22 protein-coding genes are annotated in these 26,315 nt (G+C 43.9%); 21 read left to right on the top strand and 1 reads right to left on the bottom strand.

Translation table 11 applies throughout. The features are described 5' to 3' along the window. Nucleotides 1–121: 121 nt before the first annotated feature. Nucleotides 122–1,294, top strand: a complete 1,173-nt coding sequence (locus tag UWK_RS13505) for an SIR2 family protein (protein ID WP_015404946.1) — start codon at nucleotides 122–124, stop codon at nucleotides 1,292–1,294. 2 nt (nucleotides 1,295–1,296) lie between these two features. Beyond that, a complete protein-coding gene (locus UWK_RS13500) occupies nucleotides 1,297–2,496 on the top strand; it encodes an ATP-binding protein (RefSeq protein WP_015404945.1) in 1,200 nt (399 codons plus the stop codon). 7 nt (nucleotides 2,497–2,503) lie between these two features. Here UWK_RS13500 and UWK_RS13495 read toward each other — a convergent pair whose 3' ends face one another. After that, complete coding sequence (locus UWK_RS13495; protein WP_015404944.1) at nucleotides 2,504–2,965, bottom strand: IS66 family transposase; 462 nt, start codon at nucleotides 2,963–2,965, stop codon at nucleotides 2,504–2,506. Between the two features lie 123 nt (nucleotides 2,966–3,088). Between UWK_RS13495 and UWK_RS13490 the strand changes: the two genes are divergently transcribed. The 19 genes from UWK_RS13490 to UWK_RS13400 all read left to right on the top strand — a co-directional run bounded on the left by UWK_RS13490 (nucleotide 3,089) and on the right by UWK_RS13400 (nucleotide 26,269). Beyond that, entirely contained in the window at nucleotides 3,089–3,880 is a 792-nt protein-coding gene (locus UWK_RS13490) for a transposase (RefSeq protein ID WP_015404943.1), read from the top strand. A gap of 278 nt (nucleotides 3,881–4,158) precedes the next feature. Continuing rightward, nucleotides 4,159–5,007, top strand: coding sequence for a phosphoribosyltransferase-like protein (locus tag UWK_RS13485; RefSeq protein ID WP_015404942.1), 849 nt, complete (start codon nucleotides 4,159–4,161; stop codon nucleotides 5,005–5,007). 6 nt (nucleotides 5,008–5,013) lie between these two features. Next, a complete protein-coding gene (locus tag UWK_RS13480; RefSeq protein ID WP_015404941.1) occupies nucleotides 5,014–5,340 on the top strand; it encodes a hypothetical protein in 327 nt (108 codons plus the stop codon). Nucleotides 5,341–5,605: 265 nt separating this feature from the next. Next, nucleotides 5,606–6,631 (top strand): retron St85 family RNA-directed DNA polymerase, encoded by a 1,026-nt coding sequence (locus tag UWK_RS13475; RefSeq protein WP_041916428.1) that lies wholly within the window; start codon nucleotides 5,606–5,608, stop codon nucleotides 6,629–6,631. Between the two features lie 515 nt (nucleotides 6,632–7,146). Then, nucleotides 7,147–8,052 carry a hypothetical protein gene (locus UWK_RS13470; protein ID WP_015404939.1) on the top strand — a complete coding sequence of 302 codons (906 nt, stop codon included), beginning with the start codon at nucleotides 7,147–7,149 and terminating at the stop codon, nucleotides 8,050–8,052. Nucleotides 8,053–8,558: 506 nt separating this feature from the next. Continuing rightward, nucleotides 8,559–9,977: a TolC family protein gene (locus UWK_RS13465; RefSeq protein WP_015404938.1), complete on the top strand. Its 1,419-nt coding sequence runs from the start codon at nucleotides 8,559–8,561 to the stop codon at nucleotides 9,975–9,977. After that, a complete protein-coding gene (locus tag UWK_RS13460; protein WP_015404937.1) occupies nucleotides 9,974–11,410 on the top strand; it encodes an efflux RND transporter periplasmic adaptor subunit in 1,437 nt (478 codons plus the stop codon). The genes UWK_RS13465 and UWK_RS13460 overlap by 4 nt, the downstream gene beginning before the upstream one ends. A 23-nt stretch (nucleotides 11,411–11,433) precedes the next feature. After that, nucleotides 11,434–12,096, top strand: coding sequence for an ABC transporter ATP-binding protein (locus UWK_RS13455; RefSeq protein WP_041917005.1), 663 nt, complete (start codon nucleotides 11,434–11,436; stop codon nucleotides 12,094–12,096). Further along, on the top strand, nucleotides 12,089–13,351 hold the full coding sequence (locus UWK_RS13450) for an ABC transporter permease (protein WP_167320752.1): 1,263 nt from the start codon (nucleotides 12,089–12,091) through the stop codon (nucleotides 13,349–13,351). The genes UWK_RS13455 and UWK_RS13450 overlap by 8 nt, the downstream gene beginning before the upstream one ends. Before the next feature lie 166 nt (nucleotides 13,352–13,517). Further along, on the top strand, nucleotides 13,518–14,792 hold the full coding sequence (locus UWK_RS13445) for a hypothetical protein (protein ID WP_015404934.1): 1,275 nt from the start codon (nucleotides 13,518–13,520) through the stop codon (nucleotides 14,790–14,792). After that, entirely contained in the window at nucleotides 14,789–15,526 is a 738-nt protein-coding gene (locus UWK_RS19620) for a hypothetical protein (RefSeq protein WP_015404933.1), read from the top strand. The genes UWK_RS13445 and UWK_RS19620 overlap by 4 nt, the downstream gene beginning before the upstream one ends. Nucleotides 15,527–15,530: 4 nt before the next feature. Continuing rightward, nucleotides 15,531–16,061 (top strand): type VI secretion system lipoprotein TssJ, encoded by a 531-nt coding sequence (gene tssJ / locus UWK_RS13435; RefSeq protein WP_015404932.1) that lies wholly within the window; start codon nucleotides 15,531–15,533, stop codon nucleotides 16,059–16,061. 10 nt (nucleotides 16,062–16,071) lie between these two features. After that, on the top strand, nucleotides 16,072–17,457 hold the full coding sequence (gene tssK / locus UWK_RS13430; protein ID WP_015404931.1) for a type VI secretion system baseplate subunit TssK: 1,386 nt from the start codon (nucleotides 16,072–16,074) through the stop codon (nucleotides 17,455–17,457). A gap of 2 nt (nucleotides 17,458–17,459) precedes the next feature. Further along, nucleotides 17,460–18,134 carry a type IVB secretion system protein IcmH/DotU gene (gene icmH / locus UWK_RS13425; protein ID WP_015404930.1) on the top strand — a complete coding sequence of 225 codons (675 nt, stop codon included), beginning with the start codon at nucleotides 17,460–17,462 and terminating at the stop codon, nucleotides 18,132–18,134. Continuing rightward, nucleotides 18,134–21,949: a type VI secretion protein IcmF/TssM N-terminal domain-containing protein gene (locus UWK_RS13420; protein WP_015404929.1), complete on the top strand. Its 3,816-nt coding sequence runs from the start codon at nucleotides 18,134–18,136 to the stop codon at nucleotides 21,947–21,949. Before icmH ends, UWK_RS13420 begins: the two co-directional genes overlap by 1 nt. A gap of 18 nt (nucleotides 21,950–21,967) precedes the next feature. After that, nucleotides 21,968–23,548 (top strand): type VI secretion system protein TssA, encoded by a 1,581-nt coding sequence (tssA, locus tag UWK_RS13415; RefSeq protein ID WP_015404928.1) that lies wholly within the window; start codon nucleotides 21,968–21,970, stop codon nucleotides 23,546–23,548. Between the two features lie 164 nt (nucleotides 23,549–23,712). Next, nucleotides 23,713–24,201, top strand: coding sequence for a type VI secretion system contractile sheath small subunit (gene tssB / locus UWK_RS13410; RefSeq protein WP_015404927.1), 489 nt, complete (start codon nucleotides 23,713–23,715; stop codon nucleotides 24,199–24,201). Between the two features lie 9 nt (nucleotides 24,202–24,210). Continuing rightward, nucleotides 24,211–25,698, top strand: coding sequence for a type VI secretion system contractile sheath large subunit (gene tssC, locus UWK_RS13405; RefSeq protein WP_015404926.1), 1,488 nt, complete (start codon nucleotides 24,211–24,213; stop codon nucleotides 25,696–25,698). Nucleotides 25,699–25,780: 82 nt separating this feature from the next. Then, nucleotides 25,781–26,269: an Hcp family type VI secretion system effector gene (locus UWK_RS13400; RefSeq protein WP_015404925.1), complete on the top strand. Its 489-nt coding sequence runs from the start codon at nucleotides 25,781–25,783 to the stop codon at nucleotides 26,267–26,269. Nucleotides 26,270–26,315: the final 46 nt, after the last annotated feature.

The raw sequence follows: 26,315 nt of genomic DNA, 5'->3' as shown, positions 1-26,315 counted from the left end.
CCGGACCGCGTGAACGGTGGCGGCGCTGACGCGGAAAGTTAGGGTGGCGCGGTCCGGTTACCCGAAACGTTATAACGCTCTGGTTGCTAATTTGGCTACAACTCTATAAGAAGGAAAATAAATGGATGATTTGATTGACGGTGAGTTGTTCTTGCAAATAGAAGAGCACTTGAAGTGCAGTGAGCAAAGTTGGCTACTGGGTGCAGGAATAAGCTTCGACGCTAAATTGCCGCTAATGTACCCTTTGACGAACAAAGTAAAAAAGAATTTAGAAGCTAGTCACAAAAAATTATATGACGATATTATCACTCCACTATTTCAAGAGTTGCCTGAACAATGCCATATAGAGCATGTTCTTAGTCATCTTGGCGACTATGCTGCATTAGCTGAAAGAAACAAAGAGAAGAAGACAATCATTAGTGGTGGTGAGGTTGAGTTAGCTACCCTAGAAGAAGTACATAATACAATTCTTGAGTCTATCTCAAATGTGATCCGGTGCGGCTATGTTGAGGACAAGGATGGAAATACAGTTGAAGAAGGCTCTTTGTCTAAACCAATCGTGGACATCAAAGCACATTTAGAATTTATTGATGCTCTGTTTAACCACGCATCCGCTGGTGTTCATGAGCGAAGAAAAGCTGTCAATATTTTCACAACCAATTATGACACTCTTTTAGAAGATGCACTAGCACTAAGCAAAGTATCTTATTGGGATGGGTTTGATGGCGGAGCTGTAGCCCATCGAACTCAGAAGTATGGGGAACCCACACCAACGAATGGACAACGTGCGAACTTAATTAAAATGCATGGCTCTATAGATTGGTTTCTTTGTGATAAAGGGTATGTATGGCGAGTTAGAGACAACGACCTCTACCCAAAGGCAGAACGGCGAGTTCTAATTTACCCACAAGCTACAAAATACGTTGCCACTCAACAAGACCCGTTCTCTACGCAATTTGATTTATTCAGAAAATCTCTAAATTCCTCCAATAGTAATATTTTAGCTGTCTGCGGCTATAGTTTTGGCGATGATCATATCAACAACGAAATTGAATTTGCTTTATCGAAAGAAGAGAACAAAACCGTATTGCTCGCTTTCTTGGAGTGTAGGAATGAAATTCCTCCATGTTTAGAAAAGTGGCGTAGTGATAGTTTTGGCTCAAGAGTAATTATTGCATCCATACATGGCCTGTATATTGGAAAAGAAGGCCCATTTAAGAGAAAAGACGAAGACGATTATTGGTGGACATTCAACGGTGTAACATCAGTATTAAAAAATGGATGCGAGGTTTAGTTATGTTTACACCATCTGAAGAGTTGAAAATAGGCCAAGTTGTCGAGGTATCAGGAACCAATATTAAAGTTGAGATTTCCGATAAAATATCAGAATTAACAAGAACTTTTAATGGTCGTGTTTACCCTATCGGCCAAATAGGTAGTATGGTTAAAATTCACTATGGCCGAAAAATAATTTTTGGTTTAGTGACAATGCTCAGAATGCGATCAGAAGAGTTAATTGAAGCAGGTATGCCTGTAACTGCTGATTCTGATCAGCGTGTAATGGAAGTCCAACTGCTGGCTGAAGGCAGCTGGAATAATACAAAATCAACTTTGGCTTTTAAACGTGGTATTAAAACCTACCCTTTACCCCAGCAAGGCGTATTCCTTCTAACCAACGAAGAAATATCTTTTGTCTATCGTTCGGCAGAGGGAACAAGAGATGAAGCTGTCGACCCATTAATCCCTTTTGCGGTTTATAGTGCATCTGAATCAACAAAATGCAGAGCGAACATCAATAAGATGTTTGGTATGCATTGTGCTGTTCTCGGTTCTACAGGGTCAGGTAAATCAGGTACCGTAGCTGCTATTATCCATAGCGTACTTTCCCATAAAAATAATGATAAAGAGTTGTCCCCTCAAATAGTGGTTGTCGATCCTCATGGTGAGTATGGTTCAGCCTTTAAAGAGAGAGCTGTACAGTTTCGTGCATATGACATTGCAGCAGGTGATGACGGTCAGGAAGAAATAAAGTTACCGTATTGGTTGATGTCTAGTGATGAGTTCACCAATCTCGTTATCGGTAAAACAGAAAGAAGTGCTACACGTCAAAACAATGTAGTTCAAAAAGCACTCGCCCATGCAAGAATGGTTGCCGCAGGAATTGTCAAACCCTGTCCAAGAGAGTTTGGTACCGAGGCACTTAACCATTTAGAAAATTTCGACGATCCAGATTTGTGTGATGGCAAAGATACTTCAGACATTCTGGAATTCGACCGTGATAAACCTAGACCATTTTGCTTAGATGAGTTTGAAAGTCATGTTAGGTACATTCAGGGCGGTAGGATAAACCGTAATAATCATGAAAGCATGACCAACTCTGATTTAGCTAAGTCACCAGTACCTTCTGTTTTAGACAAACTAAAAGTTCTGAGAAAGGATACTCGACTTTCATTTATGATGAAATGTTGGGTCGATGACGATGCAGAAATAAAGTAAGCGGGAATTAAACCCCACTTGCCATATGGGGCAAGACAAGTTTTTCAGGTGAAAGGTTTTGCGGCAGCAGGCTACAAAGCTCGTCTGGTGTCGTCGTAGGCAATTTCTCAAACAGATAGCGCAGGTAACTGTAAGGCTCAAGTCGATTAGCCTTAGCAGTTTCGATAAGGCTGTAAAGAGTGGCGCTGGCGCCTGCACCTTCAGGTGTTCCAGAGAACAGCCAGTTTTTTCTTCCCACCACAAAGGGGCGAATAGCATTTTCAGCAACATTGTTATCTATTCCAGCATGACCACTTTTGATATAGTTTTCCAGCCGATGCCATTGCCCTAAGCAGTAAGAAATAGCCTGGCCAAGAAGACTTCTTGGAACAACTGTACTGGATCTTTTGATCAGCCAGGTTTTAAATTTCTGTAGAATGGGCTTAACCTGTTGCTGCCGAAGCTCATACAGTTCACTTTTAGCGACCAAAAAGGGGTCGGGCCGCCTCAATAGTTTGAAATAACAAAGAATGTCTCAAATAAAGTCACTCGAAATGATCTTAGGGCAGCACTTTTGGTGCTAAAATAGTGGGTTTAAGGAAAAGCAGCAGATATGCCACGCGCAAAACGATATTACATGCCTGGATGTGTATGGCATATAACTCACCGATGTCATAAAAAGGAATTTCTGCTTAAGTTTTCTAGAGATAGAAATAGATGGTTGGAGCTACTATTCAAGGCAAAACAAAGGTATGGTCTTGATGTACTGAATTATATCGCCACTTCCAACCACATACATCTGTTGGTGTCAGATAACGGCAACCGAGATACTATTCCCAGGTCAATGCAATTGGTAGCGGGACAAGTTGGACAAGAATATAATCGAAGAAAAAAACGTCATGGGGCATACTGGGAAGATAGGTACCATGCAACGGCTATTGAAAATGACACCCATCTTGTGAAATGCCTCGCTTATATTGATATGAATATGGTGCGTACAGGAGTAGTGGGACATCCCTCTGAATGGAACTGGAGTGGATATAATGAAATACAAAACCAAAAGCAACGTTATGCAATTATTAATTACAGACTGCTAACAGAACTCCTTGGTCTAAATTCAGTTGTAGAACTTAAAGAGATGCATGCTAACTGGGTTGAAGATACCTTAAAAGCAGATAAGCAGCTGCGTGAGAGTAAATGGACACAAAGCGTCGCAGTTGGGAGTCAAACTTTTGTTGAGAAAATTAAAAATGAACTTGGAATGAGGGCGATCCACCGAGGGATTCATAAAGTTGATGAAAGTTTTGAACTTCGAGAGACGCAGATTCCTTGCAGTGCCAATTTTAGCACCAAAAATGAACAGCTAAGTACAGAAAATAGCTTTTTATGGGATGTTTGTTCTTAAATCACGAGTGCTTGCGGCGGCCCGACCCCTTATTGCCTTACATTGATTAGCATTACATGGACAAAATGAAGAAAAAAGTAATAAGTGGACACTTTTTTCCATATAGAGCTATCAATACCAAAATAGGTGGAAAAAGTGGCCAGATATAAGGTAATATGATGGACATTGTCCATGTATTAACACTGTTCGGCCTCAGTGAAAATTGCCTGAGTTGAAAAGTTATTCTAATTATAGAACCTTTTAATTTACACAAACATTTATCATGGTACGTTCTCAGAATGGCTGAAATAACAAAATATTTTCCTAGGTTAAACAAAATATTTATCCAGAAAAATTGGTTTAAAAAATTCGAAGAAGCTGGGTTTGAAGATATACTGACTAATTTTATAAAAATAATCGAGGGATTATCAGATGATGAAGCTGACTTATTGTTGAAATTAACAGAAGACTATCTCTATGTTGACGCAAACGCTATGCAACGATGTTTCCGGGAAATATATTGCGACATTAGTATCGAATTAATAGCAGGTTTTGAGGAGGTTTATTTCCTGCCCCTTATAGCACCTGATGATAGTCAAAATACAAAAAGTCAGTCATCAGTATTGTACCCTGCATACCACCAATTAAACTTAATGTGCCGACAAAATGGACTGACAAACAATCTTAAAATTGAATCAAAAGATTTAATGACAGCATTAGGTAACAGTCTAGCTGATCGGGGTGATTGTTTGTTAATTTTTGTCGATGATTTCATAGGAACTGGTCGTTCTGCACTTAAAGCATTATCAGCATATGAATCTAATTTTAGAAAAAGCACCGATGTCGTTGCAGTTATGTGCGCAGTATGCCAGTCCGAAGGAAAAGAAAAACTAAAAAATGCGGGTTTCGATGTCTGGGCAAACCATATTAGAAAAAAAGGCCTAACTGATTCACAGAAGATTACAGAAATTGGAAAAGCAATTGAAATAATGAAAGGTATTTCTGCTAGAATAATAAGTAACAGTAAGCATTATCTTGGTTTTGCTTCAAGTGAAGCACTAGTGACTATGCCTTTCAGAACTCCAAATAATACTTTTCCTGTATATTGGGCAGATAACGGCTCAGGCACAGCTCCATTTTATCGGTAAAGTCACATGAGTTTTAATTTGGCCTTAGTGCTACAATCTATTGACAACAAATCTCCAATCGAAAAATTATTTCGACATGGAATCCAATATTCACAATACTTTTTGCTTGTAAATGAAGCATTGGAGAAAGGGTTTCTTAATTATGATACCCATGGACAAGAAGAAGATTTAATTGTAACTGATGCGGGACGTATTTTTATCGCTTCAGCACAAAAGAAATCTAAAGGTAAAGAGCCGTGGATAATTCCTTTGGATTCAGAAAAAATCGATTCAATAGGAATCGGTGAAATTTATATTCCACGATTAACTACTATAAGGAAATTAAAAGTTTAGCTGCGGCCTCACTAGCCTTAGTGGCTTAGCCACGGAATGGCGAGTCGCCATTCTGGGGAGAACTTGCTTTCAAGCCCAGGCGAAGATTCACCAACTCTTGGAAAGAGTTGGCGAATCTTCGCCCCGCTTCCGCAAAAGCCTCCAGCCCCGAGATGCAGGACAAATCCTTGCATCTCGTCCTTGAGGGCCGAAATGCAAGGATTTGTCCTGCATCTCGGTGATTATGTCCGTATGTAGTGAGGCCGTTAGCTAATTTTTTTGTGCTATGAATTGGAAAAAATATCGTAAAGAATTCACGATACAAGCAACTGCTAAATCCTTAGATGAAAAGAGCATGCAACATGCACTGTCATATGCTAGGGGTTTGTATAAAGCAAACTTGCCAATCATCTTCAGCCAGAATCATTTGTCAAGATTAGTTGGGTATAATATTGACTATATTCGCAACGCATCTAGCACGAAATCTGATCAATTCTACAGGTGTTATAAAATAAAGAAAAAATCATCAGATACAATGCGCACAATATGTGAGCCTCTTCCTAGCTTAAAAGAGATTCAGAGGTGGATACTTGATAACATTTTAAGCCAAGTCACAATTAGCAAATTTGCCAAGGCGTATGTTGTAGGATTTTCGATAAAAGATAATGCAAGGTTTCATCTAAGACAAAAACAAGTATTGCGAATAGATGTTAAAGATTTCTTTCCCTCGATTAAGGGGCAAAATGTTTTTCATATCTTCAAAAACATAGGGTATTCAGCTGAGGTCTCTGCAATGCTCACAGGTTTAACAACATTAAAAAACTGCTTACCTCAAGGTGCACCAACTAGTCCAACACTATCAAATATTTTCATGAATCGTTGCGATGCGCGGATCGCAGGCTACTGCCTGGCAAGAAAAATTCGATACACCAGATATTCAGACGATTTGACTTTCTCTGGAGAATTTGATGTCGGAAAATTAATATCTTTTATCAACATGGTTTTTAAAGACAGTGGCTTGCTTTTGAACAAGACCAAAACCAAACAAATGTTCAAACATCAAAGGCAGTTTACAACTGGTTTAGTTGTAAACGAAAGAATTAATGTTTGTAGAGAGAAAAGGCGGAAACTTCGCCAAGAAATTTTTTACATCAAAAAATATGGACTAGACGGTCACTTAATAAGAACTGAGGAAAAGAGGACAAATTACATTATGCATTTACTTGGGTTGTCAAACTTTATTACCCATATTAACGCTAACGACAGGGACGCCTTGGAAGCAAAAGAAATACTTAGAAAATATATCACTTAAATTTTCCATTTAAGAAAATGCAAATATTTCCTAGCATGTCACAGTTGATTGCATGGACCCAGTAACTATGGGAAACAACTTAGGACAAACCACGATAAAAAAAGCGGCAAAAAGCGCCGAACAATTGTATACACGCTGACCCGCATCTCGTATTCGATTTTTTACAACAAAAGGGGTCAAGTCTCCCTTTGCCCTTTGTGGTGAGTTTATGATATAGCGAAAACACGTCAAGACTACTATGTATGGAATACAAGGCGCTTGTGATATCATGTTGACTCAGGAACGGGGTAAGACCAAGCTGGCAAATTTCAAAAGTGAAGTGAAAATCCTCTCCACACTTCAAACTATTCAGAAAATCACATAAAGCGCGAATACTTTTGATAAATATGGCTCATTATAAAAATGTAAGTGAGCTAGTTGCACGCTGATATCAAGCGTTACCACGAGTAAGACAAAAAGAGATATCCGAAGAACAAAAAATAGACGTCACCGATAATCCATTTATTTACACAATTATGAACACAATAATCAGACACACAGCCGCAAAGTCAGTCGTAGGAATACTCCTATCAGTCGTATTATTTTTCTCATCAGGGGTACAGATTCCTGTGATTGACTCACCAGCAGATTCATACTTTAAGGACTCAATTACAAAAGCTGGTGTCAGTTATGGAGTATGCCGGGTGATCAATGCCACAGTTTCTGTTATTCAGGAATCCAGCGTCCAATTAGAACCTGCTGGCATAGGATTGTCTTTAGCGGTAGGTCAAATAGTAGACCCAATAAATGACATGGTGGAGCGTTTAGCAAACGTACTGGTCTTATCAATCACTTCACTGGGGGTACAAGAACTAGCGTATGAAATCAGTGTAACAATTGTTCCCCAAATCCTAGCTGTCCTATTGGTGTTTTTATCACTCCTTGTGTGGTCCAAAAATGCAAGGATCTTAAAACTCCAGCGCATACTGATGAGTGTAATGGTCGTTGCGTCAATAGCTCGCTTCTGTCTTCCGATATCCTCCATAGCCAATGAGTTCCTCCAGGAGACATTTTTTGAAGATAAGATTATAGAGGCGAACGCTACACTCACTGCAAGCACCACTGATATTGACAAAATCAAAGGTGTTAATTTACCAAAGCTAGACGGATTCATGGGGACTATTGGGAACAGTGCCTCTTACATAAAAGAGAAATCCGTAGACTTTAAAGATACCATTCAAGTCATCATGGAAAACAAGGGAGTCATAGTTGAGAACCTATTGAGATTAACATTTCTCTATCTGGGGATCTTCGTTATTCAGGTGATAGTGTTGCCATTACTGACCTTCTGGTTCTTAATGAAAATTGTTAATTCTTTATTTATTTCTAGTGCTATATCTGCCAATGGTAAAACTGTTTTTAAGGAAGAAATTTCAACGTAAAGCCAGCTATAATACTCCACGTAGATACATAACTCTGCTACCTGGAATAGGCGGACCAATTAACGGGCAAACCGCAAAATTTAAAAACAAATTCCAATCAACTTTGATTTATTCTTTTCTGATTACGTATGAAACTCAGCCAACTTCACACAATACGAATACAATAGGCTGATAAAACAAAAGAATCACAAGAAAACCATGCTGATGTCATCCCCGCGCAGGCGGGGACCCAGTTCTATACCACCCCCCTGGATTCCCGCCTGCGCCGGAATGACGAACGAAACGGCTTAGTTTTGTACATACTCAGGTATTCTTTTTCCTCTAAAATCAGTTTGTGTATTTTTTAATCCACCCCTTCCCCCCCAACAGCTCTAACATATGATTTTCAGGCTATTCACGAATTGACTTGCAGACTGTCCTGATTCAATATATTTTAATTATTAGCTTTTCTAATTTGTAGTTGCACAATTCTCTCTGCTCTTCAATCTGTTTCAAGTACGATTCAAATGAACTACAAACTACAGTCTTTTTTTAATATAGTAGCTTTCCTGACACTCCTTACTGTTCATATACCTTCGTCAGGGTATGCTGCCGTCGAACCTGTTCGTCTTACTTTGGAGACTGCTGTCGCAAGAGCCCTCCGCTACAATCGCAACCTTATCAGTGACACTCTGGATCTGGATAACAGTCGCCTCAATATGGAAGCAGCCCAGAACACTTTTGACATTAAGGTCAACCCTCTTTCCAGTATTAATTACACCTCAAACCCCGAGGAAGAACAGTCCATCTGGAGAGTTGGAGGGTTGATCTCTAAAAAGTTTACAAGCGGTGTCATCCTGAATCTGGAACCAAGTATCGAAAAGGAGACTGATGAGTATGGTGCAGGGGTTGGTTTTTCACTTGCAATACCACTGATACGTGGTCTGGGGAAAGATATCAACTTGGACAGTGTTTATGCCAGCGAATACGCCCTCGCCTCTTCAGACCGAACATTGCATCAAAAAAAAGTAAATACAATCCTCAATACAGTCACCACTGTCTACACCCTTATCCGGGAACAACATCTGGTTTCTCTCTACACCGAGCAACTTAAACATCTTAAAGTCCATTTAAAAAGTGCAATTGTTAAAGAAAAATCCGGCATTGCGAAATCCATGGATATTTATCGTGCAGAAATTCGTATAAAAGATATCCAAGAGAGTTTGAGCCTCGCCAGAGAACGGGTCGCTGAAATCGCTGATCGTTTAAAAGATATTGTTGCCCTGCCACTTGACAGCCCCATTTATGTTGAAGCTCCACAGGAATACACACTCATCACGATGAAGAGGGAGCAGGCCGTCAAGATAGCTCTTAAACAACGGATTGAATCATTCCAGAGTAAAGCCGATATCGCTGAGGCAATGCGCCGGGAAAAGATCGCCCGGCATAACACTCTTCCAGAGCTCAAACTTGTAAGTACTTACACTCGGCGGGGCCGTTCAAGCGACTTTGGGGATGTTCTTTTTTTCGATGAGGACCGTTGGAGTATTGGTCTGACAAGCAGTACCGACCTGGCACGTTCAGAAGAAAAAACCGCCTGGGCAAAGAGTCGTCTCGCTGTCAAGCGCGAGAATCTTAAATTCGAGTCATCTCAGCAAAACATTATCCGTGAGGTCCGAACGGTGCTCAACTCCCTGGAAAAATCAGAGGAACGAATAGCACTTCGACGGGAACAGCTTATCCAGGCAACTGGTAAACAACGACTGGCCCATATTAAATTCCAGTACAACGAAGCAGACAATTTCGACCTCATTGAATCTCAAACCCAGGTCGAGCGCGCCAGAGTAAATCTCATGTCCGACGAGATCAACTATATCATAAACGGATACCGACTGCGTGCTGTCATGGGTACCCTGCTTGCCTATTCTCCTGAGACAAAACCATGAAACGTTTTTTTCTACTCACCGCTGTTCTGGTTTTTTTTGCCTTCACATTAACTCAAGTCCTTTGGAGCAGTGACGAACAGGTACAAGAAAAACCTTCCTCCTTCACCACAGCCACCCTTCGCGATTTTCAAATTACAGTGAAGACCCTTGGCACTTTAGAAGCGGTCAACGCTTATTTCGTATCATCCAGCATTAAGGGGGCCGGAGCAAAGGTTATTTATCTCGCTCCTGATGGCTATCCTGTAAAAAAAGGAGATGTACTGGTCCGATTTGATCCAACTCAATTTGAAGAAATCATTGCAGAACTCTCTGCCCAGATCGATGATCTCAGCGCCGGTGTCAATGCAGCGGAACAGTTACTCGAGTGGGAAAAAACCGAGTTGGCCCAGCGAGTTACCACATCAGACTACAATCTCAAGGTGGCCCGTCTTGAATTTGACAGACTCGTTCAGGGTGAAGGTCCCATAACCCTTACCCAATATCAGGACGAACGTGATAAAGCCCAGTCTGAACTCAAACGCTACCAGGACTATGTAAGAGACCTGAAGCTACTGGCTGACGATGGATACAGTAATCCTGCCGAAATCAGTCGTGGACAGGAAAAAATTGACACATTTACTGAACAATTTGCCAGCGCCGACCGTCGCTATAAAAGTTATCGAGACCTGGTGCTGCCTTCTCTTACGGAGAGTAGCAAGGCCAAGGTAGAAAATGCAAAACTTGCTTATCAGCAAATACGACAGGCTGGTGTCCACAAAATTGCCAGGGCCCAGGCTGCTATTCAGCAGGTAATGGCAAAGCTGAAGGCAAAACAAACTGCTCTGGAACAGGCAGAATCAGAGCTTGATAAAACCGTACTACGTGCTCCCTTTGACGGTCTCCTTATCCACCATGAAAGTTTCTACAATGGCGAAATGCGAACTGTCCGTGAAGGCGACACTGTTATAATTAACAGCCCTATTCTCTATCTACCCGACATCGAGAGTCTTATTGTGAAGAGTACAATTCGTGAAATTGATCTCCATAAAGTGGCTATTGGTCAGAGTACAACCATCACCGTAGAAGCATATCCCGACATCAGTTTTCCAGCCAGACTCTCTTTTATCGGTGCATTGGCAAAGAAACGACCAGGACGCAGAGAGGGAGAAAAATACTTCCAGGTTCACTTCTCCTTTGACAGGGTAGAGAAAAAACTCAGACCAGGCATGTCTGCCCGTATTATTATTGAGACTGCCAATCTGCAACAGGCCCTGTCACTTCCTGTGGAAGCTGTATTCCATGACAGCAGTGGCCACTACTGCTATGTCAAAAACGGCAGCAAACTGGTATTACGCCGTATACATACCGGATACAGCAATGAAAACTTCATAGAGGTAACCGATGGACTCAAGGCGGGAGAAACCGTATCCATGATACATCCCGTCATTAACTGATGAGCCGGAACGATAAACAGAATATGCTCATTTCCACAAGAGAACTTCGTCACCACTATCCCCATGGATCCGGAAAGATAGAAGTACTGCACGGCGTTGACATGGATGTTCATCATGGTGAGTTTATCGCTGTTATGGGTGCATCTGGTTCAGGAAAGTCTACCCTTCTTCACATTCTCGGTTGCCTCCTGAGACCAAGCAGTGGTAGCTATTTTCTCAACAATCGAGACATACTGCAACTTAAAGAGAAGGAACTTGCAAGGCTCAGGGCAAACACTGTTGCTCATGTTTTTCAGAATTTTCACCTGTTACCTGCAATGACAGTAATGGAAAATGTCCTGCTTCCCGCCCTTTACAATGGAATGGCGCCTGAACAGGCCGGTGAAAATGCCCGTCGGGCCATCGATCAGGTTGGTCTGGACAAGCGCATGATGCACAAGCCAGCTGAACTCTCCGGTGGAGAGATGCAAAGAGTAACGATTGCACGTGCTCTTGCCATGCAACCTGAGCTTATCCTGGCAGACGAACCCACAGGTAATCTTGATCATTCCAGCACTCTGGAAGTCCTCTCCTTATTTCAAGAAATCAATAAACAGGGCTGCACCGTTATAATGGTCACCCACGATCGCGATGTTGCCAAACTTGCCCGGTCTACACGGTACATGATTGATGGTTACCTTGAATAAACACAAACATTTCATCAAAATAATCATCAAAACCGCCTGCTCTTCCCTGCTGCAGCATAAGCTCCGTTCAACTCTCTCTACTCTAGGTATTATCTGCGGTGTCATGGCTGTGGTGGCTATCATCGCCATCGGTGATGGAGCGAAGCAGGAAACGTTACGACAGATTGAAAAAATGGGCGTGAACAACATATACATCAGGGCAGACCAACTGACCCCGGAACAACGGTCACGTGCCAGGGAGCACCATTCAGCCGGCCTGCAGGACGACGATCGTTATCGACTGCAAAGCAATAATTCTTTTATCAGTGACACCGCAGCGGCCAGAGAACGGGCTCTCAATTTAACCGGACTCCCCGAGCACCTGAGCCCCAAGCTTGTTGAATGTACAGCAAGTTATGGTCGTATACTTGGCATCAAACTTGATAATGGTCGTTTTATCAGCGAATCAGATACAGGTGAGCGAAACCAGGTATGTGTCCTTGGCTGGCAGATCGCCAGTAGACTTGGTGAAAATGGGCGGCTTGGACAATCTCTTCGCATTGGAGATCAGCTCTTCCAGGTTGTGGGTGTTCTCAACCGTCAGGATCTCTCAAACACCGCCGAAACACAGTTCACCATGCAAAACCTCAATGACACAATTTTTTTTCCACTTGATGTTATTGAATCAGATAGCAGGACAAACAACACATCATCGTACGACAAGCCGCCGTTGAGTGAAATCATAGTGAGAATACACAGCACAGACCAGATCTCCACAGCAGCTATGCTTATTCGCCGCAGCCTGGAGATTGCCCATAACGGAGTAGATGATTTTCAGCTTGTCATTCCCCTTGAATTACTTGCGCAATCGCAAAGAATTCAGCATATATTCAATATTGTTTTAGGCATAATAGCGGCACTTTCTCTTATCATCGGAGGTATAGGGATCATGAATATCATGCTTGCCAACATATCCGAACGAATAAAAGAGATTGGTCTCAGACGCGCTGTAGGTGCCAGTCCCGAACATATTCTTGCCCAGTTTCTCAGTGAAGCGGTGCTTCTCACCTTCACAGGCGGGCTTTTGGGAATTGTCGGCGGCATCTTTCTTTCTCTTGTTATTGGCTCTCTCACAAAATGGCCAATCACATTCTCAATACCCGGCCTTATTGTCCCTCTGGTTGTAGCAATACTAATCGGACTCTTTTTTGGTCTCTATCCTGCCCAAAAAGCCTCTCGTATAGATCCAATCGTCGCTCTTGGCAGTTCTACCTGACCGAGTAAAACAGCAACTAAGGAGTTTGGGAAACCTGATAATAAACTTGACAAAATCTCCTTGAACATGGTGTATTAAATAAATAACCCGAAGTGATATCAGCAGCTTTCAAGTTCGAATTCATGTAACGCTCACCACATTCAAGTGTGAAAGAGATAAACATAATATGAAAGAAACAAGTGTCCATCCCTCCCTTCTATCATATCTTCTCCCCGAACAACAAAAGTTCTACCTGCGTCTCCGACCGGCCACACCCAACACATCACCCGATAACTTCTCATCGGCTCCCTTTACAATACTTAATGACGCAGACCCGCTTGCCCGAACTTTCCGTGGTGCATTTGTCACTGATTTTGGCTCCACTATCAAAGAGGTTAATCTGTTAATTCAACGGGATACTATCCAATGGCCCCTAGAGCAGGATTCGTTTCTCAACAACTCCATAATTGATCAGTACTGGCAGCAGGCGATGACTATGCGTCGTGCCAGAACACCCGAACACTCTATTCTACTTGCCACCCAAGTTGACAGACAGCAGCAACTGCTGGCCTTTGCATCTCTCTTCTACTGCAGGAAAAAAGAAGTTTTTTTTGAACTCCCCTGCCCCGAATGTGGCAAGACTTTACAGCTTTGCAAAGATGATGTGCTGCTTCAGTTGGCCGGATTGGCTCCATACTCAACAGGTCTGCACCGCTATCTCTTCTGTCCTTCATGCACCCAGTCAAATGGCCAGTCTCTATGGTATACTCGAGAAAAACAAGCTAACGAGCCTTCAACTGTTCACGATTGCAGACAGTTGTTTATCGATTACAGCAAATTTGATTCGCAACCTTTGCAGGATAATCCTTTCCCCTGTCTGAATTGTCAGGATCATGAACTCTGCTACGGCTCCCAACAGGCCGTGCATGACACCATATTTGGACTCGCTTTTTATCCTTTCTATATGCTGATAACTGAACGTGACTCTCTCGACGGGTTTCATTTACTGCCACTGCTGCAACACAAACAGTTCCCATCTTTTCAGGAGCCATCTGCCTCTGTTCCCAGCCCAACAGACACTATCCAGGAAAAAAGAGGAGAACAGAACCATGATGAAGCAATTCTTACTATTATGCAAAAGCTTGCTCAAAAGCATAAACAAAAAGCTCCTGTCTCTTTCCATAAAGAAAATATATCCAGCAACCACATTTCATCGGTCAGAGACAGTGACACAGTTGATGATTTCAGCCAGGAAACCGTTATTATGGGAGGTCCTGAAAACCATTTCTCCACTGATGAGGATACAGTGCAAACTGTAAAAATGCCTCCTCCTGACAAAGCAACCTTTAATACAACTTACACTCCGGAGCACCCCGACGGGCAGCTTTCAGAAAAGAACCCCATACCTGAAAATGACGAGCTCGCAGAAACAATCATTCTCCGACCAGGGAAAAAGTCATGAACCTTTATCCAAATGTTGGTTCCCTTGTCGATACCATCAGAAATATCTACAAACGGGACATTGAAAATGCGCCCGCTGCCATAGAGGCATTTCTCGATCAGGAGCTCAAGGGTCATGATAATGAAAAAAAACAGCAGATACTTGAGGATATTATCTCCAGCTTCACTGCATCTCCAGCCCCCCCTCCGATGCCATCCCATAGTGATGACCAGCTTCTCCGCTTCTGTACCCTCCTTTTGGGACACCCTGTCGAAGAAATTGATTTGAAAAGCGAGGCCCTGCAACAACGACTGACCGAGACACTTACCATAATTTTTGAGACTCTCAATCAGCTTATCAGAACAATAAATCTGACTCTGCTTGAGGATGGGCAAACCGAGAAGACTATCCGCGTCCTCATAGGTGAACAACTCGACAAAAACCACGAGAGCACCTCACTCAAGGAACATCTGGACAAGATCAAGACGGCTTTTGTTACATCGCACCGCGCTTTTAAAAGGGCAATGGAAACTACTGTAGAAACGATTCTTACGGAACTTGATCCTGACAGTCTTGCAGGAAAAGATGAGGGTGGATTTAAATTTAACCCCTTACGTAAGGCCGAAAGCTTTAATCGTTACGAAAAAACATATAAGGAGTGTCGCCGATGGTTTGACTCCGGGCGCTGTATGGAAGATTTTTTACGAAACTTTGAAAAACAATGTGCTGCAATGGCCAACCCTCCCAAGAGGTAATACCTTGAAACGATATTTCACCCTTATCATCCTTCTCTCCAGCCTTGTCCTGTTATCTTCCTGTGGCTCAAAAGCCCCGGCACCTCCTCCGGTTCCGCAGTGGGTCTATGAAAAAGACAGCATCACCATGCGGATAAAGGCGGATCACCTGTTAAATCTGAACGAAGGTACTCCTCATACTCTAATGGTTGGTATATACCAGTTACGTAACAAGGCCATGTTTGAGCAACTGGCTTCTAACAGCGACGGCATTTACCAACTGCTGGACTGTGAACCGTTTGACAGCAGTGTTACTTCCGTCAAACGCCTTTTTATCCAGCCAGAACAGGATTTGACAATTGTCATGGATCGACTTGCTGGGACAAAACATATTGGACTGGTAGCCGGTTACTTTGTATTACAGAAAGAAAGGATGGTACGAACCATCAACATCCCTGTTATTATAGACAAAAGCTATAAATATGCCGAAGCCGGCAAACTCAATCTGATCGTAAACCTGGGTTCCGAACAGATAGCTGCAATCCAAACGCACTGAAGGAGTGATCATGGAACGACCTTTTTTCTGGCATCAGGGACTCTTTCTCCAACCCCAGCACTTTCAACTACAGGACCGTTATATCCAATCCATGACCATGCCCCTGCAGACTTTCCTGCAACCGCATTTCTGGGGTATCGGCAATCTTAAAATCCAGGACGCAGCACTGGGTAACCTCTCCTTGCAAGTTCTCCAGGGACAGTTTCAATTTCCCGATGGCAGCTTTATCTCTTTTCCTGAGAATGGACTGATTGCTCCCCGCTCATTCAGTGAGGATTGGCTGGAAGGCGACAAGCCACTTGGAATTCTTCTAGGACTGCGCAAATGGAATCCTGGTGGCGAGAATGTTACCATCCTCTCCAGTCTTGATAATGTCAGCGATGTGGCCACCCGCTTTGTTACCACTACAGAGCCAGAAGAGGTGCAGGATCTCTATCAGGGTGGAAAAAGTGCCCAGGTTAAACGCCTCCATTACGTCTTGAAAATTTTCTGGGACAGTGAAGAAGACCAGCTGGGAGACTATGAGTTGATTCCCCTTGCCCGTATTCTACGGCAGGGTGAGCAGATTGTACGCTCCAACCGTTTTTTCCCTCCTTGCCTCAGTATCAAGGCAAGCGAACCCCTTATGGGATTAGTTACTGAAATCCGTGACCAGCTCGCCTCCAGATCCCATCTCCTTGAGGCCTACAAGCGTGAACGTGGTGTTCATACGGCAGAATTCGGTGCCCAAGATACAATCTTCCTTCTCGCCCTGCGTTCACTCAACCGATATATTCCTCTCCTCTTTCAGATAACCGAAGCCCAGACTGTCCATCCCTGGACGGTATACGGTCTTCTGCGTCAAATCATCGGTGAACTATCAAGTTTCTCTGAGACAATAAATGTACTTGGAGAACATGAAAACGGCACTGTTCTGGTTCCGCCCTACAATCACCGTAAACTGCACACCTGCTTTCTGTCGGCGCAAAATGTCCTGCTGCGCCTACTGGATGAGATTACAGCCGGCCCCGAATACATGCTGCCGCTCATTTATGATGGTACGTATTTCAGCGGCGAACTCTCAAAATCCATGTTTGATTCTCATAATCGTTTCTATCTCGTTCTGGCAACGGAACAGGAGCCCAATCAAGCTCTGCAGAGCTTTGCCGGTCTGGCCAAGATAGGTTCGCGGGAAACTCTGCCGTTACTTATTGCCAGAGCCCTGCCAGGAGTCAAAGTAAAACATATGGAGACACCACCGCAGGAGCTTCCCCGCAGGCGTGGTTCACTCTATTTTCAAATTGATCATCATGGCGACCTCTGGCAACAGGTGCAGCACAGCAATCAGCTGGCAATTTTCTGGGACGAAGCACCTGAAGATCTTAAGGCTGAACTTATGGTTGTTGGCAGGAGATAACTATGGCACTTGTGGACTGTTTCGTAGAATTAATCGCTTATGTTACCTATTTTCTCAACGATACACCAAATCGGCCCGCCTCACTTGAAAAGGTCAAAACCGACATCAGCCACCTGATCGCCAAAAGTCAGGATAGCTTTCACAAAAGCCATTTACCCCAGGAAGATTATGATCTTTCCCGTTTTGCAGTCTTTGCCTGGATCGATGAGGCCATTCTCAGCTCAAACTGGGAGGAAAAAAGTAAATGGCAGGGGGAACAGCTGCAGCGTACCTACTATCAAACCACCGATGGCGGTGAACTCTTCTTTGACAAGCTGAACCAGCTGACCCCACAACAGGGGCAGGTGCGTGAAGTATACTACCTCTGTCTGGCTCTTGGATTCACTGGCCGCTACTGTAACCCTGGAGATGAGTTTCTTCTGGAACAGCTTAAGAACTCCAATCTGAAACTTATAGGAGGGACAACAGATCTGCGATCATTTGACCAGAAAACGCTTTTTCCCGATGCTTACCTGCAGGAGGGAGCCACCCCTGAAAAATTTAATGATAGCAGTCGGTTTCCAATTGGTGTGGTATTAGGTGCTACGGTTCCTGTGCTACTCTATGGCGTTCTTTTTTTCATTTATCGTTTTGTCCTTGATAATGTCGGTGAAAACTTTATTTCCATGGTGCAGTAATGAAAAAGATAATGCTCGCCGCCTTTAAATTCCTCTTACTGACAAGCCTTCTGCTTCTGATCGCTACTGCTACCTTTGGCCTGGTTCTCTGGGCAAAATGGCCATGGTGGATCGGACTCTTTTTTCTACTTGGCTATGTTGGTCTCTATCTCGGCTGGATATTTTTTCGGAAAATCCTCCTCCGAAAAAGGGAACAGAATTTTGTCCATCAGGTTATCGAACAGGACAATGCCTATATCAAAGGAGCGGGAAGTGGCCAGGAAGGATTACAGGAGCTTCAGGGACGATGGCAGGAAGCAATTGAAATTCTCAAATCCTCCCACCTGAGCAAACAGGGCAACCCTCTCTATGTCCTGCCATGGTATATGGTTATCGGGGAGTCACGCTCTGGAAAATCAACGGCTATCAAGAGTGCAGATCTTTCTGCGCCCTTTGCTGAAACCAGTAAAATTGGAGGTGTTGCCGGCACACGAAACTGTGACTGGTGGTTCTTTGAACAGGCAGTCATCCTCGACACCGCCGGACGCTATACCATACCACTGGAAGAAGGACGTGATAAGGATGAATGGCAGAAGTTTCTCTCCCTGTTGGTCAAATATCGCAGAAAAGAACCCCTCAATGGTCTGGTAGTAACTATAGCAGCAGACAAGTTGCTGCAGGCAGATGATGATCGCATTGCCGAGGATGGTCGAAACATCAGGCAACGCATTGATGAGCTGATGCGGGTTTTAGGGAAAGTTTTTCCTGTCTATGTTCTCATCACCAAGTGTGATCTGGTGCAGGGTATGACGCAGTTCTGTGACCGTCTGCCCGACAAGAGCCTTGAACAGGCCATGGGACTGATAAACAGGAATCACAAGGATATCAGAACATTTCTTCAGGATGTGGACTCTACCATTGGTGACCGTCTTCAGCAATTACGTCTGCAACTGCTTCACGGTAAACAGGATCCCAGCCGCAAACAATCTCAATCCGCGGCGGATCTTCTTCTTTTTCCCAACGAATTTAAAATTCTCCACAGGCGACTCTCCTCCTTTATCGAGTCCACCTTCAAGGCAAACCCCTACCAGGAATCCCCCATTCTGCGAGGGCTCTATTTCAGCAGTGGTCGCCAGGAAGGAACCCCTTTCTCCAACTTTCTCCATGCTCTTGGCTTGATCAAACAGCAGGACGTCCTGCCTGGCACCAATAAAGGACTCTTTCTCCATGATCTTTTTTCCCGTATCCTCCCCGAAGACCGTACCCTCTTTGCCCCGACCCAAAAAGCTCTTGCCTGGAATCGGTTGACACGCAACATTGGTCTTACAGCCTGGGCTGCCATAATCTTTACCCTTTGCGGCCTGTTAAGTTTCTCATTTGTTAAAAATCTGACCACACTGCAAAACGGTACTGAGGCTTTCAAACAATCCGTCGTCCTCCAGGGTGACTTCCTTACCGATACAGCACTGATGGAACGTTTCCAGAAGGCCATCAGTACCATGGAAGACTACAACAGAGCCTGGTGGATTCCCCGCTTCGGGTTAAATAAAAGTGAGGACATCGAACTCCGTCTCAAACAGAAATACTGCCATCGCTTCAACAGCGAGTTCAACGAAAGACTCAACATACAACTTGACACCGCTGTCTCCGCGTTAACACCTGGATCATCTGATGTTATTATTGGTACCGTTGTTGCCCATCTTGTGCACCGTATCAACCTGATTCAGGCCCGGCTTGACAACAAGGACCCATCAAGTTTTGATCAGCAGGCACAGCCCTCTTTTCAGGCTCTTTTCGGGGGAGAAGACAGGCGTCTCATAGCCGATCTCAGTGACAGGGTTCTCCTGCAATATCACCACTACCTGAATTGGCAGGAGAGCAGTGAAACACTTAATCTGGAAAAAGAACGTCTACAGCGTGCACTCCTTCATATCCTTAGTATGCCCGACACCAGCCTCAACTGGCTGGTCTCATGGGTCAACCATAATTCCGATTCAAGCGCGCTGAACGTCCAGGACTTCTGGAGCTCCCCCCTGACCCGAAAAAATATCGCAACGGTACCACCTGCCTTCACCATCAAGGGGAGAGATATAATCAATACCCTGCTCGAAGATATCGGTACGGCATTGCCGGATCCTCTTTTGATCACCAGCAATAAAGCACGTTTTCAAAAGTGGTACGAGATGGCCTACAGGCTGGTATGGTATGATTTTGCTGAAAAATTCCCCCAGGCTGAATACTATCTGGGTGATGGTTCTTCCTGGCAGGAAGTCGCCACTACCATGGCTACAGATCAGAACCCCTATTTTTCCCTGCTGCGAACCATGGCCAGAGAACTTGCCCCTCTGGAAGAAGATGAAAAAGAAAATACCTGGATTCTTCTTATCAATCAGATAGAACAGGCTCGTATTGATGCCACACGAGAAGCTGCCATCGAAGAAAGTAATTCTCTGCTTGCCAAGGTAACAAAAAAGGGGAAAAAGGCACTCGGCAGCCTTGAAAAGAAAACCGGTCTTGATCCAAGCGGAATCCTTTCCAGTCAGCTTGCTGCAGGGAAGTTATTCAACAGTTATCAGATGGCTCTAAAAGACATTACCCTGGCTAGCTCCTCTCGCACGGTCTCCTACAGTATGGCTGCTGAAATTTTCAAAGACGACCCTGCCACTTCAAAGTCCCCCTTCTATCTTGCCAAACATCATCTCGTGGCTTTCCGGAAAGAGCTGAGCCAACCCGGCCAGCAACAGAAAGTGGTCTGGCGGCTTCTTGCTGGCCCACTCACCTTTCTTCGAGATTATACCTGCCTGGAGGCTGCCTGTCACTTAAACAGCCTGTGGGAAAAGAATGTACTTGTGGAAGTTCAGGATATAACAGACAAGACAAAACTGAACGATGAGCTCTTTCTCGATGACGGCTATGCCATTCGTTTCATCAAAGGACCAGCTGCCCCATTTCTTGGCAGGAGCCTCAAAAAGGGGTTTTATCCAAAAACAGCCCTGGGTAAAATGCTCCCCTTCGAAAAAGAATTCCTGGATTTTCTCACTGACGGCATCCGCCTCGTCCGTTTCAAGCCTGATCTTTCCTTCAGCGAAGAAGTACCTCTTGATATGCAGCTTGAAGCAGATGCTGTTTTCGGAGCTCAACCGGAAAAGAAAAAGGAACCCGAGATTCCTCCTCTGCCAACTATTAATGCAAACTATGACATACTGGTAACTGCCAATCCGACCAGCGTTAACAAGGAGGCAAGAATCACCCCCCATGTCACAACACTGGAGTCCGTATGCGGTGCAGAAACCACGCGTTTGGTCAATTTAAATTATCCAATACGTAAAAAGATGTCATGGCAACCTGAAAATTGTGAATCAGTTTCTCTGCAGATTGAAATAGGCAGTCTTATTCTAAAGAAAAAATATGAGGGCAAACTTGCCTTTGCCCACTTTGCCAAAGATTTCCAGAATGGAAGTCATCTTTTTTCAGTAAACGATTTTCCTGACCAGAAGAAACAGTTGGTCCGACTGCGGATTACAACTATCAAGGTCAACTTTCAACTCAAAGGCGGACAACCACTTATCAGCATTATCGATCAGCAGGAAAAAAGGGAGAAGTTCCTTGCCGAACTTGAGGAAAAGCGCAAAATGCAGGCAGCAGACAGTAGCAAGGGCATCAAGGAACTTCTTGCAACATGGGAACGGAAACAGAAAATGACTGCTCTTGAGAATGAAGCTTTGAAGAAATCCTGGAAGGCAAGACAACAGGCTGAGGCCCAGAAAATAAAACAAAACTGGGAACAAAAACTTCCTGACGTTCCCACTGATATAACAAACTGTTGGGATAACTAAAATAATCTGAGAATCACGATGGATATACTTACAATAGGAACAACTCCGATAAGTGATGCTTGTCCCGCCGGTACAGATAGCCGCTACGAACCAGCCTTTGAAGAACTTCAAACTGAAATAGACAAAATTGGTTCTCCATCTGCCTCTGAGGGAGTTAACTGGGTGCGGGTAAGTCAACTTACCGAAAAGATATTAACAGAGGAGAGTAAAGATCTTTTGGTGATGAGTTATTTTGCCGTTTCCCAAATTCACACCCGCGAGCTTGCAGGACTTACGACTGGATTGCAGGCTTATTGCGATTTGCTGGAAACGTTCTGGGACACAATGTTTCCCTTAAAAAAGAGAATGCGTGGCCGGGTGGCAGCTGCAGAATGGTGGATTGAAAACAGTGCAAGTGCTCTTGAGCTTCTTCGTCTCCAATCCGTAGAAGAAGAAAGCAAAAATACTCTTTTGGCACATTGCGATAAGCTTAAACAGCTTTTCCTTGAGCTGTTCCCTGAGCCCCCCTCTTTAAATCGGTTGATAAGGACCATTGAATCTCTTCCAATTAAAAAAGAAAAAGCTATATCCCCTCCGCAGAAGCAGGTAAAAGAGCCCGAACCGAAACAACAGCCACCTGAACAGGTGGAAAAAAAACCGATTCCTACCCCGGAACCGAAAGTCCAGGAAACAGCTTCCTCAAGTGAAGACCCCATAGTCGCTATTCAGACAGCCAATGAAAGAATCAAGCGGGCAGCTCTTACTCTGATAGAACAGGATCTTATCAATCCACTGGGGCATCGATCCCTGCGGACAGCAATCTGGTCAGATATCGATGTGCTTCCCCAGGCAGTGGAAGGCAAAACAATTATACCGCCACCGGAACCTCATATCGTTCTGATGATACAAGACCTGTCCTCTCGAGGAGACTGGATCAATTTATCCTCAACTGCAGAAAGACAGTTTCCTCAATATATTTTCTGGCTGGATCTGCAGCGATACTGTGCCACCAGCCTCGAAAACCTCGGTCTTCCATACCAAAAGGCCTGGGAGGCAGTATGCCAGGAAACGGCTGCCCTCCTTCACAGACTCCCCGGGGTACACAATCTCCAATTTTCAGACGGGACCCCCTTTGCTGATGAGGAGACAAAGGAATGGTGTCAGAATCTTGGATCTGCAGGAGATGGCATGGACATGGGTTCCAGTTTTTCCACTGCTGAAGGGACGACAGAGGAGGTAAATCAGTTAAACAATGCCATCCAGCGTGCCGGAGAACTCTTAAAGGAACGAAAACTCACCGAGGCTCTTGTGCTTCTTCAGCAAGGGATTATGGAAGCCCATTCTTCCAGAGAATCGATGCAATGGCGACTGGCTCTCATACGAATATTGATTAGCGGAAAAAAAGCCGAGATGGCTCTGCCGCATTGTGAGAAGCTCGTCGAAGAGCTGGAGCACCATAAGCTGGAAATCTGGGACCCGACTCAGGCCTTGATAGTTTACAAAACCTTCTATCACTGCCTGAAAATGATTTCGTCAAAAATTGTAAAAGAGCGTGGCAGGGATCTGCTTGATAAAATAGCCACCCTCGACTCAGTAGAGGCAATCCGCATTTCATCCTAATACATTTTAATTGTTTCGAAATGTTAGATGCGGAATCTATTTTGCAAAGTCATTAAATGGTGATTTTACAACAAATTTCTTGATTTAAACCTTTTATATTGATAGAGATATTATCATATAATACGTTATGTTATTAACCGTCAACTAAACAAAAGAGGCAAATCATGGCAAAGGAAGGTTCTGTTGCTCCTAAGGAGAGAGTCAATATTGTCTATCGTCCGGCAACCGGAGATGCCAAGGAAGAGGTGGAACTTCCTCTAAAAATACTCATCATGGGAGATTTCACCCAAAAAGATGATGAGCGTGCTGTTGAGGATCGAGACCCCATCAATATCGATAAAGACAACTTCAACGATGTCATGAAAGAGCAAGACCTCAGCTTGAACATGACGGTACCAAATAAATTATCGGATGATCCTGACGAAGAACTTGCTGTTAAACTGGCATTTGAATCACTGAAAGATTTTTCCCCAGATGCCATAGCCCAAAACAGTCCTGAACTAAAAAAACTCATGGAACTTCGCCAGGCCCTGACCGCGTTAAAAGGACCTCTGTCAAATGTACCTGAATTTCGGAAGAAAATCCAAAGCCTTGTGAAGGATGACGAGTCCAAAGATCAACTGCTGAAAGAACTCGGTGTCGAGGATAAATAGGAGAGAACCATGGCCGAAGAACAAGAACAAAATGCTCAGGGCAGGGAGCAGATAGTAGAGGAAACGACATCCCTTCTTGAAGAGATTACCCAGGCAACAAAGCTTAAGCCTGCCGATGAAGCTTATGGCATGGCAAAAAAAGGTGTAGAGGCGCTTATCGCCCAGTTGATCGAACCCGGTAAAGGTGTTGATAAAGTCACTAAAGCCGTGGTTGATGAAATGATCGCCGAAATAGACAAGAAAGTCGGTCTACAGGTTGATGCCATCCTCCATCATGAAGATTTTCAAAAGCTCGAATCTGCCTGGCGTTCCATGAAGTACATGGTTGACAATACAGATTTCCGTGAAAACATCAAACTCGAGATAGTTAATATCAGCAAAGAAGACTTGCTTGATGATTTTGAGGACTCTCCTGAAATTGCAAAATCCGGCCTCTACAAAACAGCTTATACAGCGGAATATGGGCAATTTGGTGGCCAACCCTACGCCGCCATGATTGGCAATTATGACTTTGGTCCAGGCCCTCAGGATATTAAGCTCCTTCAATCCATTGCAAGCGTTGCTGCAATGGCTCATGCCCCATTTATCGCCGCAGCTGGCCCTCAATTTTTCGATATTGAAGATTTTAATGAACTCCCCAATTTGAAAGATCTCAAATCGATCTTTGAGGGACCCAAATATCTCAAATGGCAGTCCTTCCGCGAATCAGAAGATGCGAGATATATCGGACTGACCATGCCACGTTTTCTCCTGCGCTTGCCCTATGGTGCAGAAAGTGACCCTATCAAAACCTTTGAATATGAAGAAAATGTTGTTGGTAATCATGGTAAATATCTCTGGGGCAACGCGGCTTTTGCCTTTGCCACAAGACTCACCGACAGTTTTGCCAAATATCGCTGGTGTGCTAACATTATCGGCCCTCAAGGCGGTGGCACCGTCGAAGATTTAAAACTTCACCAATATAATGCCATGGGTGCAACCCAAACGAAAATTCCTACCGAAGTACTGGTTTCGGAACGAAAGGAATTTGAACTGGCAGAAGAAGGTTTTATCGGCCTTACTATGAGAAAAAATAGCGATAATGCAGCCTTTTTCTCTGCTAATTCTGTTCAAAAAGCCAAAAATTTCGGAATTTCAAAGGAAGGTAAAGAGGCAGAGCTCAACTACAAACTTGGCCTGCAGTTGCCCTATATGTTTGTGATCAACCGCCTGGCCCATTATCTCAAGGTTTTGCAGAGAGAAAATATTGGTTCCTGGAAGGAAAGAAGCGACCTTGAAATGGAGCTGAATAAGTGGATCAGTCAGTATGTTACAGAAATGGACAACCCTTCGGCAAGTGCCAGAAGTCGCAGACCACTTAGAATGGCGGAAGTAACAGTAGATTCCGTGGAAGGTGAACCTGGTTGGTACAAAGTCGGTCTGAAAGTACGCCCACATTTCAAATATATGGGGGCATCTTTTACTTTATCACTGGTTGGGAAACTTGACAAAAAATAGCACAGCCATGTTCTTGATAATTCAATTGAGACTGTTCCATCCGCTGAACACTTATCAAATTACAACTTAAGGAGACAGACAAATGGCATTAAATGCATACCTCAAGCTTACCGGAGAGACTCAGGGCGAGATTAAAGGATCTGTAACCCAGGCAGGTCGTGAAGATATGATCGCTATAATTGCTTTTGATCAGGAAATATCTTCGCCAAGAGATGCAGCCTCTGGACTTCCCACCGGAAAGAGACAACATGGCCCGCTCACCCTTGTCAAAGAGGTGGATAAGTCAAGTCCTCTTATTTATTCAGCCATGGTCAATAATGAAAACATAACCAGCCTTGAGCTTCGGTGTTGGCAACCTTCCTCAACCGGCAAGGAAGTACAGCACTACACCATCCAACTGGAAAATGCGTCCATCTCTAAAATACGTCAGGAGATGCTTAACAACAAATATCCTGAAAATATGCAGCACAAAGAAAGAGAGCACGTCTCTTTTTGTTATCAAAAAATAATATGGACCTGGGAAGATGGTGGCATTACGGCTGAAGATGATTGGGAAGCTCCAATGGTCTGATGTTCAGGAATCTCATCCTGAATGTATAGATGACACGGGATAACTG

Origin of the sequence: Desulfocapsa sulfexigens DSM 10523 (assembly GCF_000341395.1) — a bacterium.
In the GTDB taxonomy this organism is placed as follows: Bacteria; Desulfobacterota; Desulfobulbia; order Desulfobulbales; family Desulfocapsaceae; genus Desulfocapsa; species Desulfocapsa sulfexigens.
The sequence above is the reverse complement of the archived record's forward strand: the minus strand, read 5'-3'. Positions and strand labels throughout refer to the sequence as shown.